The following is a 12,722-nucleotide window of genomic DNA, read 5'->3' on the forward strand; positions in this document are numbered from 1 at the left end:
GGGCCATGTGAATGGTTTGAAACACTATGAATTCGTGTTTGCAAACATTTGTCATTTTCTGTTTCGCAATGATAAATTACTCTGATGCACTGTATTTTAAAAACGGGATTCGTTTTATCCTGCAAACATAGAATTTTGTTTGTTGTTAGGGGAGTTAGCCGTGCATCGTAGAACTTTATTACAACTTGCCTGCCTGTCAGGTTTATTGCCAACGATTGCCCTGTCGCAGGACAGCAAGCTCCTGCAAATTTCAACGCTGATAGAAAAAGACCCAGCCACAAAAATAGCGGAAAGGATCATGGAGATCGCTTACCGCAGACTGGGCATGAACATGAATGTCCATTATCTGCCTGGCGAGCGTTCCCTGCGCAGCGCCAATAATGGCGAAATGGATGCTGAGCTTTATCGCAAGCTGGGCATGGACAGGGATTACCCTAACCTGGTCATCATCCCTGTACCATTACTGACCTATGAAATTGTTATTTTCACCAATGGCACCAATTTTGTCGTCAATGGCTGGGAGAGTTTGCGGCCCTACACGATAGGCTTTGTCAAAGGCATCAAGATCATTGAGCAAAACACGATAGGGATGAAGCTGGAGTCAGCGCCCACGGTGCGCCAGGCGTTTCAAAAAATGCTGCTTGGGCGTTCCGACATCGTGGTCTCAAATCGTATCTCTGGTCAGGCTGTGCTGGATGAGATGAAGCAGACCGATATCACAGCTCTCGCACCTCCTTTGGCTACTTTTCCGGTATTCCATTACCTCAACAAGAAGCATGCAGCGCTGGTACCTGCCCTGACTGAGATTTTGCAGAAGATGCAAAAAGATAAAACCATTGAGGGCATACAAAATGCCGTCATGGCAGAGATGCAGCGTGGGAATTAGTGCCGGATGATGATGTCTGCCGGATAAAAAAACGCAGCAAAGTTTTCTTTGCTGCGTTTTTTCTTTATTGTATTTTTTATCGGTTACGGTACAGGTTCACTGCAAATTGCGCATGCGTGCACGCATGGGTTTGAGTACGGCCAGTGCCATGATGGCGGCCAGGGCATTCAAACCTGCGGCTATATAGAATACTTCGTGCCAGCCTTTATAGGCTTCTACTACATAAACAGACAGTGGCACCAGCAAGGACGCAGTACCCTTGGCTGTGTAGAGCAGGCCGGCATTTGTTGCTGCAAATTTGCTGCCAAAGGTGTCGCCGCAAGTGGAAGGGAAGAGGCTGTAGATTTCTCCCCAGCCAAAAAATACCAGGCCGGTCAGCAAGACGAAAAGGACAGGGTCTTTACCAAAAATACTCAGTGCCAGGATACCCACAGCCTCCATCGTAAAAGCGATGAACATGGTGTTTTCACGACCTATATTGTCGGATACCCAGCCAAAGAAGGGGCGCGTGATGCCATTGAAAATGCGATCCAGGGACAGGGCAAAGGTCAGGGCAGGCAAGGTGAAGCCTATCAGCGATACAGGAATTTCAGCAATTTTAAAATCCTTGGCGATAGGGGCCAGTTGTGCCGTGGCGACCAGGCCACCAGCAGCCATCATGACGAACATCAGGTACATGACCCAGAACACCGGTGTCTTGATCATTTGCTTCCAGGTGAAATCTACCTTGGTCTGGCTGATGCGTGCCGCTGGTGTTGCTGTAGTCGGGGCTGTTTTTGGCGTACTCAGCAAGAAGGACAGCAAGAATACGACCAGGCCCTGACCCAGGCCAAAATACAGGAAGGCTGATTCATAGCCGCTGTTCTTGATCATGGCTGAAATAGGGATGATGGTCAGCGCCGACCCCATGCCAAATCCGGCGGCGGTCAGGCCTGCTGCCAACCCGCGACGGTCCGGGAACCATTTGAGCGCATTCCCCACACAAGTGCCATATACAGCACCAGCGCCAATGCCACCGATTGCTGCAGCGATATACAGCATGGTCAATGAATCTGCATAGGAGTTCATGACCCAGGCCAGGCCTATCAGCAAACCACCGACCAGCACTACCGGACGGGGACCGAATTTATCAACCAGATAGCCTTCTACTGGCACCAGCCAGGTTTCGGTAAGCACAAAAATAAAGAATGCAACCTGTATGGCTTTGCGACCCCAATGGTATTTTTGATCCAGAGGGTCAACAAACAAGGTCCAGCCATATTGAAGATTGGCGATCATCGCCATGCAAATAATGCCTAACAATAATTGTAGCCAGCGATACTGTGAGGCGGTTTCTACCAGAGGGATTTCTGGCTTGAGGGATATTTCCAGAGTCATGCGCCTGTCCTTTAATCAAAATCTGAGAGGTGAATAGAAGCAATGCAGGGCCATACTAGGGTGCACAATCATATGCAAAAAATTTTGTCGAATTTGCTAGCCGATTCGACTAGACTATAATAATTCATTTAATGTTATTTAACAAAATTACCTTTAGCATATGCTTATTTGTTAAGAGATTAAAACTGCTTCTTAATCCTAGGTATTTTTATCGACATGACACATTGGTTACGCTTTGAACATGCAAATCAGCCCGGCTTTGGCAGTCTTGACGCTGGCATCATCACCGTCTTTGAGGGTGATCTGTTCGATAATCCCAGGCCAACTGGTCAAACGCTGGCATTGAGCGAGGTGCGTTTGCTAACACCAAGTCTGGCCTCAAAAATGATAGGCCTGTGGAACAATTATCATGAACTGGCTGAAAAGCTGGGGCAGGCCATTCCTGCCGAGCCTTTGTATTTCATCAAGACTTCCAATTCTTACTTGCCGCACGATGGCATCATCAAACGCCCACCGGCATATGAAGGAAAGATCCTGTATGAAGGCGAACTGGGTATCGTGATAGGCAAGACTTGCACCAATGTGGATGAGGGCATGGCCGTCGCCAGCATTTTCGGCTACACCTGTGTCAACGATGTGACAGCATTAGAATTGCTGCAGCGTGATACGACATTTGCACAGTGGTGCCGGGCAAAAAGTTGTGACAGCTTTGGTGTGTTCGGACCCGTGATTGCTACCGGGCTGGATCCGCAAACGCTGACAGTCAAAACATTTTTAAATGGCAAGGAGCGGCAAAATTATCCCTGTCGCGATATGATCTTTGCACCAGCGCAGATAGTCAGCATGATTTCACGCGAGATGACTTTATACCCGGGTGACGTGATTGCCTGTGGCACATCAGCCGGCGCTGGTCCCATGCGCAGCGGTCAGGTAGTGGAAATCGTCATAGACGGTATAGGCAGTCTGCGGAACAGTTTCGAAAGCCTTGAGGAAAATACTAAATGAAAATAGCAGTCGTAGGCGCAGGCGCAATTGGTGGTTACCTGGCAGTCAAGCTTGCCGGGTTGGGGCATGAAGTCAGCGTCGTGATACGCGGTGCCAATTTGCAGGCGGTGCGTGAAAACGGCATGAAACTGATCATGGATGATGGCAGCGAGCATGTGGCAAACCTCTTCGCTACGGACCGTATTGCTGATTTGCCGGTGCAGGATGTCGTCATCCTTGGCATGAAGGCCCATCAGGTCGCAGCAGTGGCTGCTGACATACCTGCTTTGCTGGGGCCAGAATCTATCGTAGTGACGGCACAGAACGGCGTGCCCTGGTGGTATTTCCACAAGCATGGTGGTGACTATGAAGGGCGCAGGGTAGAAGCAGTCGATCCTGGTGGCGTGGTAACTGCCAGCATCGATGTGAATAAAGTCATAGGCTGCATCATCTACCCTGCCTGCGAGATCATCGCGCCTGGCGTCATCAAGCACATAGAAGGCAACCGTTTTTCACTGGGTGAGATTGATGGCAGTGATACACCACGCATACACATGTTGGCTGATGCCTTGCGCCAAGCGGGTTTCAAGGCACCGATCTCGTCTGACATCCGCTCAGAAATCTGGCTCAAGCTCTGGGGTAACCTGAGTTTCAATCCCATCAGTGCGCTGACTCATGCGACGCTGGTAGATATCTGCGAATTTGCACCGGTACGCGAACTGGTGGCGCGCATGATGCGTGAAGGGCAGGTGATAGGTGAAAAGCTGGGTGTGAATTTCAAGGTCACCATAGACAAACGTATCGCCGGTGCTGCTGCTGTTGGCAAGCACAAGACTTCGATGCTGCAGGATATTGAAGCTGGCCGCCCCATAGAGTTGGAGGCGCTGGTTGGCACTGTCATAGAAATGGGCAAGATTACTGACACTGCCACGCCGAACATAGAAGCGGTGTATGCACTGACTGCGCTGCTGGCACGTACGGTGCAGGAACAAAATGGCAAACTGCGTATTCAGTAGTCAGTAAGCAGAAGAAGTAAGCGACTGAACTGTACTGCATCAAGGGATTTACTTTTTATCATAGAAAGCAATCATGCAAAGATTTTCCACACTCGTCGAATTACTCGCCGTCGGCTCTGACAATGCCATCGCTCTGCAAGCGCCAGGTGCCAAGCCGCTGACTTACCGCGACCTGCGCGCCAACCAGCAAAGAACCCTGGCTACCCTGAACAGCTTTGGCATAGGCCGCCAGGACAGGGTTGCCATCGTCCTGCCGAATGGCCCGGAAATGGCCAGCGCCTTTGTCTGCATTGCTGCGGCTGCCACTGCTGCACCGCTGAACCCTGTCTATCGTGCTGATGAATTTGAATTCTATCTGTCTGACCTGCATGCCAAAGCGCTGGTGGTAGAGAAGGGCAGTACTTCACATGCGCTGGCAATTGCTGACAAGTTGAAGATACAGGTGCTGGAACTGACTCCCAGTGACGAGGGCACAGGTGCATTCACGCTGACGCAGGTCAATCCGCAAGCTGCCAGTGCATCCTTCTCTCCTGGCCCTGCTGCGCCTGAAGACGTAGGCCTGATATTGCATACATCAGGCACTACCTCACGTCCCAAGATCGTGCCACTGTCGAATATCAATATCTGTGCCTCTGGCTGCAATGTACGCGACAACCTGCAATTGACTGCGGCTGACCGTGGTCTCAATATCATGCCGCTGTTCCATATCCACGGTCTGATCGCGGGTTTGCTGGCACCCTTGTCGGCTGGTAGCAGCATCTTTTGCACACCAGGCTTTAATGCCCTGAAATTCTTTAGCTGGATGACAGAAGCGAAACCTACCTGGTACACCGCCGTGCCTACCATGCACCAGACCATCGTTGCGCGCGCAGCGCAAAATCATGACGTGATTGCGGCCAATCCCTTGCGCTTCATACGCTCATCATCATCTTCCATGCCGCCGCAAGTCATCAGTGAACTTGAAGCTGTTTTCAAGACCCCTTTGATTGAGGCCTATGGCATGACCGAAGCCGCACATCAGATGGCCAGTAACCCACTGCCGCCTGCCAGGCGCATACCCGGCTCGGTCGGCATTGCCGCCGGCCCTGAAGTCGCGATCATGGACGTGGATGGTAATTTGCTGGAGCGTGGACTGACAGGCGAAATCGTTATCCGTGGCCCGAATGTGACGGCAGGCTATGAAAATAATGCCAAGGCCAATGCAGAAGCTTATACCAATGGCTGGTTCCGTACCGGTGACCAGGGCATCATGGATGTGGATGGCTACCTCAGCATTACTGGTCGTCTCAAGGAAATCATCAGCCGCGGCGGCGAGAAAATCTCCCCGCGTGAAGTTGATGAAATTTTGATGGATCATCCTGCGGTACAGCAAGTCGTTACTTTTGGCATACCCCACGACAAGCTGGGTGAAGAGGTAGGGGCTGCCGTGGTATTGCGTGAAGGGACGACAGCTACAGAAAAGGAATTGCGAGAATTTGCCGCCATACGCCTGGCTGATTTCAAGATACCGCGCAAGATATTGTTTCTGGAAGAAATACCCAAGGGTGCCACCGGCAAATTGCAACGCATAGGCCTGGCTGCCAAGTTAGGATTGTAAGCGTAGAAGCAAACAAATCAGGCGCTACAATCAAAAAGGGTACAGATGTAATCTATACCCTTTTGCTATGCCTGGACTATTTTACAGGCCCAGTCGCTTGATTGCATCTGCCATGACTGCATTGTCCCATGGCACAAAACCCTTCATATTGATGCTCTTTAATGCCACTTTCCCGGCATCGTTTTCGCTGAGTTTAAGCAAAATATTTTGCAACTTGTCACGTTGATCTGTACTCAGTTTTCGTGAGGCCAGAAATTGCTTGATAGGGACAGGTTTTGTTTCTCCAATCACACGCCCGCCTTTGGCGACCCAATCTTTGGCAACAGCACCTGAACCTGTAACGCCAGCTTCAACAAAACCATTTTCTACCATGAAGGGAACAGCATCCTGGTAGCGGGTAGCGCTAAAGCGTGAAGCCGGATCGCGAAAGCCTAACTCAGTCAGGTTGGCCGTGAACATGACCGTAGTGATGGATTCCAGCGAGGGTACCCCTACTTTTTTATCGCGCAGATCAGCGATGGTTTTTATGACAGAGTCTTTTTTGACGAATACGCGGGCACGGTATTCAGTAAAATCTTTGGCGCTGACCAGTCCAAAATATTTCCCGCTCTTGGCCGCACGCAAGCCTATATGTGCAGGATGGATAAATACCAGATCATAGCGTTCAGCGTCGAGACCTGCCTCGAAATTACTGTATCTGTCCACTGCCTGCACTTTGATGGGATGTTTGAGTTCTTTCTCCAGCAGGTCGACTAATGGCTTATAGCGCTCGCTGATAGGGCTGCCATCTTGATAGGTTACACCTTCATTCACTGCGAGTACCCACTCTTGCGCAATGCTTACCTGTGCCACGAGTGTAAGAGAAACAAAGATAAAAGCGCGTAGGGAAAACATGGATAAGGTCCAAAAAAATGGTAAATAAGAAAGAATTGCAAGCATTGTAATACAATTTGGCAAACACACAACTTTTTCTAAAACTTTTTCCAGAGAACTACTCACAATAAAGAAGCAAGTGCTCTTATAAAATGGCCTGAAATTTTAAGTGCGAGAAAAACAGGCACGCAATATCTGCACCTGTGTCATCAAAGCGAGGGACAAAACATATCGATTTGCTACGAAATTATTCTAAGCCACATAAGGCATAGTGTTTAGAAGGAGTTGTAATAAGCATCGAAGGAAATGCAACTTCGTTGGGCCTGGCAGGGCAGTTAAAATGCGTGTTCAAGGCGACTCTGGTCAGTCTCAGGCTCAGTCTCAGGCTCAGGCTCAGGCTCATTCATTGTCGGCTATTCCAGATACCCATCTCATCTACGCAGGCAAAAAGCGCATGTATCAGCAAACCGGGATTAATAGTCAGCGACCTCTGCTAATTACGGCTCCGTGCATACCAATCGAATTCGAGGCCAGCCAGGTGGCTTGCCTCAAGGGACATCGTTACCTGTTCTCGGGTATTCAGATTCAATTGCGTGCCGGTCATGCCCTGTATGTCAGGGGTAGTAATGGCAGCGGTAAATCAAGTTTGTTACGCATACTCTGCGGCTTGGCCAGTCCGGCAACAGGTTCTGTATTGTGGCGAGGAAAAAGCATACAAAAACTAAAAGAAGAATTTCACCAACACCTGCTCTTTCTTGGTCATGCAAACAGCATCAAGGACGATTTGCTGGCCTGGGAAAATATCGCTTTCCATGCCAGACTGGCCGGTCAGTATTGTTCTTATGCGATGGCTTGCGCGGCACTGGATGCCATGGGCTTGCTACAGACTGTGCTACTGCCCGCAGGGCAGTTATCACAAGGGCAGCGTAAACGTCTGGCATTGGCCAGATTATATTTGCCGGATCTGCCGCAGCTATTGATACTCGATGAAGCCTTCAGTGCACTGGATCAGAAAGCTGCTGCAGCGTTAACAGCGATATTGCGTGCACACTTGCAACAAGGTGGCTTGCTGATTTACACCACGCATCAGGACATCGATTTGCAGGTAGCTGATCATCATGAATTGTGGCTCGGTGAACCTCCATGCTGATGCTGTTTCTGGCTGTGGCAGGACGTGATTTGCAACTCACATGGCGACGTCGTTCAGATGTGTTGAACACCATGGTTTTCTTTGTGCTGATTGTCAGCCTGTTTCCGTTGGGTGTGGGAGCTGATAAGGTTTTGTTGCAAACGATAGCTCCAGGCATCATCTGGGTGGCAGCATTGCTGTCATCCATGCTGGCAGCACCACGCTTGTTTGCCAGCGATTATGCTGATGGTACGCTGGAGCAGATGCTCTTGTCCTCAGAACCACTGGTTGTCATTGTCAGTGGGAAAATCCTGGCACATTTTCTGGTGTCTGGTTTGCCCCTTGTTTTTGTGGTGCCCTTGTTGGCGTTGCAATTTGATTTGTCTTTTGACGCCATAGGTGTGCTGGTACTCAGTCTTTTGCTCGGTACACCTGTACTCAGCCTGATTGGTGCCATGGGTGCTGCATTGACACTGGGCACGCGTGGTAGTGCGGTCTTGTTATCTTTGCTGGTCTTGCCTTTGACCATACCCGTGCTTATCTTTGGCTGCGGCGTATTTGTTGCGCACAACGCAGGTCTGGATACTGCTGCCTACTGGTATGTCCTGGCCGGAATGCTGGCTGCTTTAGCTGTTCTTTCTCCTGTCGCAAGTAGCTATAGCTTGCGCATCATGCTTGACTGATGCCTGACTGATACCTGGTTTGGTTATCAGCTCAATTCTCAACATCCCTTGTGTTTATCTGCTGTATTCGCAACATGCAGCTACATATTCATATCTGAATTAATTCGCATACTTTTTAAAAGCCGCAAGGTATATTTACTACGTCGTACATCTCTAGGGGTTCATTTTTGCTCGCTTTACGGCGAGCATTTTTTTCATTTTTTTTTGATGACATTTTTAGTTTGATTACACTTTCAAGGCAAACAGCAATCGCATGAACACGTTGAGTCTGGATCACTTTTCAAGTACAGCCAAAAGCAGCAGCTGGTTTGCGCTGGCTTCGCCACCGGTTTTTTATCGGGTGGCAGGAAAATGCATACCCTGGCTGTTTGCGCTCGCTGGCTTGTTGACTGTTGTTGGCCTGGTGCTGGGTTTTCTGATCGCACCGACTGACCGGCAGCAAGGCGAGGCTTATCGCATCATTTTCATTCATGTGCCTGCTGCCTGGCTGTCCATGCTGATCTATCTGGCCCTGAGCTTCTGGTCGGCGATCAGCCTGATCTTCAATACCCGTCTCGCTGCATTGCTGGCGCGTGCCCTGGCACCTACGGGCGCTTTGTTTACTTTTTTGGCCTTATGGACAGGGGCATTCTGGGGCAGGCCTACCTGGGGTGCCTGGTGGGTCTGGGATGCGCGCCTGACTTCTGAATTGATCTTGCTGTTCCTGTATCTTGGGCTGATCGCCTTGCAAGCGGCGATTGACGATAGCCGTCGCGCTGACCGTGCTGGTGCAGTGCTGGCGCTGGTGGGTGTTGTGAATATCCCCATCATTTATTTCTCCGTCAAGTGGTGGAATACCCTGCATCAGGGGGCATCGGTCAGCCTGAGTGCTGCACCCAAGATGGCCAATATCATGCTCAGCGGCATGCTGGTGATGACCCTGGCATTGTGGGCATATGTCATTGCCATCGTGTTGTGGCGTGTGCGCCTGTTGATACTGGACAGGGAAAGGCATAGCGCCTGGGTGCAGGCTGAAGTGGGAGCAACATCATGATCTGGCAAAACTGGTCTAGCTTTATTGCCATGGGTGGATATGCCTTGTATGTGTGGGGGGCTGCGCTGGTATTCTTTGCTGCTCTCGCGCTGGAGCTGTTCAGTGTAGGGCTCGCAAAGAAAGCGTTCTTGCGTGAGCTAAAGCTGGAACAGAAAATCCGTGACTCTGAAGCTGGCGGGGCAACATGAAAGCACGACACAAGCGCCTGCTGCTGGTGGCAGTCAGCCTTTCTTTGCTGGCATTGGCGACATTTTTTATCTTGAATGCCTTTCAAAAGAATCTGGTGTTCTTTTTTACACCTACACAAATCAGCGCAGGCGAAGCGCCCTTGCGGCATAGTTTTCGTGTCGGCGGCATGGTTGAGAATGGCAGCCTGAAAACACTGGAAGATGGCATTACAGTACGTTTTCTGGTGACTGATACACGCAATAGCCTGGCGGTGCAATACCGCGGCATCTTGCCCGATCTGTTCAAGGAAGGTAAGGGCGTAGTAGCACAGGGTAAGCTGGCACAGGCGGGTGTATTCATTGCCGAGCAAGTGCTGGCCAAGCATGATGAAAATTACATGCCGCCGGACGCGAAATATGCGATAGACCGGGCGCAAGCCAAGTCCGGAGTACCACTGCCATGATCATCGAACTTGGGCATTTCGCCCTGATACTGGCACTGGTTTTCTCGGCCCTGCAAGCGGTCATTCCAAGTCTGGGGATAGTCAAAAAACAAGCTGTCTGGATAGCAATGGCGAGGCCGCTGGCAGCTTCGCAGTTCTTGTTGATCTTATTGTCTTTTGTAATTTTGATTGCTGGCTTTGTCAGTGATGATTTTTCTGTTGCCTATGTCGCAGCACATTCAAATACCCGCTTGCCCGTGTTTTATAAAATTGCCGGTAGCTGGGGTGGACATGAAGGCTCACTCTTGTTGTGGGTTTTGATACTGGCAGGCTGGGGCCTGGCAGTTGCATGGCGTAGCCGTGCTTTGACTGCAGTTTTCCTGGCCAGGGTCTTGGCCTTCATGGGCGCAATCAGTTTTGGTTTTTTAAGTTTTATCCTGTTCACTTCCAATCCATTTACCCGCGTCTTTCCTGCTGTAGCAGAGGGGCGCGACCTCAATCCTCTGCTGCAAGACCCGGGCATGATTATCCACCCGCCTCTGCTGTACATGGGCTATGTGGGGTTTTCCGTGGCATTCGCTTTTGCCCTGGCAGCGCTTATGGATGGCAAAGTTGAACGTGACTGGGCGCACCAGGTGCGCCCCTGGACTTTGTCAGCCTGGACCTTCCTGACGTTGGGCATTTTCATGGGCAGCTTCTGGGCATACTATGAACTGGGCTGGGGTGGCTGGTGGTTTTGGGATGCGGTGGAAAATGCCTCCTTCATGCCATGGCTGGTGGGCACGGCTTTGCTGCATTCCCTGATTGTCAGTGAAAAGCGCGACAGCTTCAAAAGCTGGACCATCCTGCTGGCGATATTGGCTTTCTCGCTGTCACTGCTGGGCACTTTCCTGGTACGCTCAGGTGTGCTGACTTCGGTACATGCCTTTGCTTCTGACCCTAAGCGTGGCGTGTTTATCCTCATCTTCCTGGCGTTGGTCAGTGGTGGTGCTTTGGGTCTGTACGCATGGCGCGCACCGCAAATCCGTTCGAATACAGCTTATGCACCTGTATCAAAAGAAACGGCTTTGCTACTGAATAATGTGCTGCTCCTGGTGGTGGCAGCTACAGTATTGTTGGGAACACTGTATCCCTTATTTCTGGATGCCCTGCAACTAGGGAAGATTTCGGTAGGGCCGCCATATTTTGAAGCGACTTTTGTGCCTCTGATTCTACCGGTGCTGTTTCTCATGGCATTGGCACCTTACCTTGCATGGAAACAGGTGAAGCGAGAAAATCTGGACGGGTTTTTACTGACTGCCCTGTTGCTGGCTTTGTCTGCGGCTGGTGCGCTGACTTATCACTATAGCTTCATGCTCGGGCTTGGCGTTGGCCTGGCGGTATGGATATTACTGGCTACTGCAGGGCAAGTCATTAAGCGGGTGTACAGGCCTGCCGGTGATGCAAGCTGGTGGGAGAGCCTGCACGCGCCGTCACTGGATTTCTGGGGCATGGTCGTGGCCCATGCAGGCGTCGCCATTTTTACGATAGGGGTCAGTGCGGTCAAGAGTCTGGAAACCAGCGAGGATTATCACTTGCGCCCCGGAGCGCATGTGCAACTGGCAGGTTATGACGTGTTTTTCAAGTCGCTGGAAAAAATCGATGGCCCGAATTACATTGCAGCCAGGGGCTACTTTATAGTCAGTAAAGCAGATACAACTTTACAGCTGGAACCAGAACGCCGCATCTATACTGCACAAAACATGCCCATGACCGAGGCCGCCATTGATCGCGGCTGGCTCAGGGATGTGTACATCTCTCTGGGTGAAGCCAGTAAAGACCAGGGTTGGATGGTCAGGGTGCAAATCAAACCTTTCATGAGCTGGATCTGGGCTGGCTGCCTCGCCATCGCCTTGGGTGGCTTGCTGGCTGCGCTGGTGCGCAGATATAAGCCCGCAGCTGTGATCGTCACACAGCAGACTCGCGCCCCTACACCTGCAGAAAACTTCCAGAATGCGGAGCCAGCATGAAGCGCTTTTTACTGCCCTTGTTAGGGTTTGTGATCTTGCTGGCCTTCCTGGCGACAGGTTTGCTCATCAAGACGGACGAGCTGCCTTCTGCCTTGATAGGCAAACCAGCCCTCGGTTTTTCATTGCCGCAAGTTGAACAGCAAGGACACTTTCAGTCATCCAGTCTCAAAGGCAAGGTATGGCTGCTGAATGTCTGGGCTTCATGGTGCGAGTCTTGCCGCCATGAGCATCCGGTACTGATCAAATTTGCCGGCCAGCTCTCTGCGCCAGTCATAGGGCTCGATTATATGGACAAGGCAGCAGATGCCAAACGCTGGCTCAGTGACTTTGGTAATCCCTATCAATTGTCCGTACAGGATGTCGATGGCCGAGCTGCGACTGACTACGGCGTGGTCGGTGTGCCCGAAACCTTTGTCATCGATAGCCACGGTCTGGTGCGCTACAAGCATGTAGGCCCGCTGACCGAGCAAATCGTATTTGGCAAATTACAACCCTTGATTGATCAACTGCAGCGTGAGCAATGAT

At 50.8% G+C, this 12,722-nt stretch carries 13 protein-coding genes; 11 read left to right on the forward strand and 2 right to left on the reverse strand.

Annotated features, from left to right (window positions below; all coding sequences use genetic code 11):
• The first annotated feature begins 160 nt into the window (after positions 1 to 160).
• The gene (locus tag AC07OI_RS13885) at positions 161 to 886 is read left to right on the forward strand and encodes a substrate-binding periplasmic protein (RefSeq protein ID WP_492703330.1); all 726 of its coding nucleotides are present in this window, start codon (positions 161 to 163) and stop codon (positions 884 to 886) included.
• 96 nt (positions 887 to 982) lie between these two features.
• Here AC07OI_RS13885 and oxlT read toward each other — a convergent pair whose 3' ends face one another.
• Complete coding sequence (gene oxlT / locus AC07OI_RS13890; RefSeq protein ID WP_492703331.1) at positions 983 to 2,263, reverse strand: oxalate/formate MFS antiporter; 1,281 nt, start codon at positions 2,261 to 2,263, stop codon at positions 983 to 985.
• 216 nt (positions 2,264 to 2,479) lie between these two features.
• Between oxlT and AC07OI_RS13895 the strand changes: the two genes are divergently transcribed.
• From AC07OI_RS13895 to AC07OI_RS13905, 3 genes are all read left to right on the forward strand, one after another.
• Positions 2,480 to 3,268, forward strand: coding sequence for a fumarylacetoacetate hydrolase family protein (locus tag AC07OI_RS13895; protein WP_495257655.1), 789 nt, complete (start codon positions 2,480 to 2,482; stop codon positions 3,266 to 3,268).
• Positions 3,265 to 4,263: a 2-dehydropantoate 2-reductase gene (locus tag AC07OI_RS13900; protein WP_492703333.1), complete on the forward strand. Its 999-nt coding sequence runs from the start codon at positions 3,265 to 3,267 to the stop codon at positions 4,261 to 4,263. Before AC07OI_RS13895 ends, AC07OI_RS13900 begins: the two co-directional genes overlap by 4 nt.
• 73 nt (positions 4,264 to 4,336) lie before the next feature.
• Positions 4,337 to 5,860 (forward strand): acyl--CoA ligase, encoded by a 1,524-nt coding sequence (locus tag AC07OI_RS13905; RefSeq protein ID WP_495257656.1) that lies wholly within the window; start codon positions 4,337 to 4,339, stop codon positions 5,858 to 5,860.
• A gap of 81 nt (positions 5,861 to 5,941) precedes the next feature.
• Here AC07OI_RS13905 and AC07OI_RS13910 read toward each other — a convergent pair whose 3' ends face one another.
• Complete coding sequence (locus AC07OI_RS13910; RefSeq protein ID WP_492703336.1) at positions 5,942 to 6,754, reverse strand: phosphate/phosphite/phosphonate ABC transporter substrate-binding protein; 813 nt, start codon at positions 6,752 to 6,754, stop codon at positions 5,942 to 5,944.
• Between the two features lie 319 nt (positions 6,755 to 7,073).
• Here AC07OI_RS13910 and ccmA point away from each other — a divergent pair, with 319 nt between their 5' ends.
• The 7 genes from ccmA to AC07OI_RS13945 all read left to right on the forward strand — a co-directional run bounded on the left by ccmA (position 7,074) and on the right by AC07OI_RS13945 (position 12,721).
• Entirely contained in the window at positions 7,074 to 7,883 is an 810-nt protein-coding gene (gene ccmA / locus AC07OI_RS13915) for a cytochrome c biogenesis heme-transporting ATPase CcmA (protein WP_495257657.1), read from the forward strand.
• A complete protein-coding gene (gene ccmB / locus AC07OI_RS13920; protein ID WP_495257658.1) occupies positions 7,877 to 8,545 on the forward strand; it encodes a heme exporter protein CcmB in 669 nt (222 codons plus the stop codon). Before ccmA ends, ccmB begins: the two co-directional genes overlap by 7 nt.
• A 253-nt stretch (positions 8,546 to 8,798) precedes the next feature.
• On the forward strand, positions 8,799 to 9,578 hold the full coding sequence (gene ccmC / locus AC07OI_RS13925) for a heme ABC transporter permease CcmC (RefSeq protein ID WP_495257659.1): 780 nt from the start codon (positions 8,799 to 8,801) through the stop codon (positions 9,576 to 9,578).
• Entirely contained in the window at positions 9,575 to 9,766 is a 192-nt protein-coding gene (gene ccmD / locus AC07OI_RS13930) for a heme exporter protein CcmD (RefSeq protein WP_495257660.1), read from the forward strand. Before ccmC ends, ccmD begins: the two co-directional genes overlap by 4 nt.
• Entirely contained in the window at positions 9,763 to 10,209 is a 447-nt protein-coding gene (gene ccmE / locus AC07OI_RS13935) for a cytochrome c maturation protein CcmE (RefSeq protein ID WP_495257661.1), read from the forward strand. Before ccmD ends, ccmE begins: the two co-directional genes overlap by 4 nt.
• Positions 10,206 to 12,197 (forward strand): heme lyase CcmF/NrfE family subunit, encoded by a 1,992-nt coding sequence (locus AC07OI_RS13940; protein WP_495257662.1) that lies wholly within the window; start codon positions 10,206 to 10,208, stop codon positions 12,195 to 12,197. The genes ccmE and AC07OI_RS13940 overlap by 4 nt, the downstream gene beginning before the upstream one ends.
• Positions 12,194 to 12,721, forward strand: coding sequence for a DsbE family thiol:disulfide interchange protein (locus tag AC07OI_RS13945; RefSeq protein WP_495257663.1), 528 nt, complete (start codon positions 12,194 to 12,196; stop codon positions 12,719 to 12,721). Before AC07OI_RS13940 ends, AC07OI_RS13945 begins: the two co-directional genes overlap by 4 nt.
• Position 12,722: the final 1 nt, after the last annotated feature.

Source organism: Undibacterium sp. GW821-FHT07F11 (assembly GCF_059418665.1).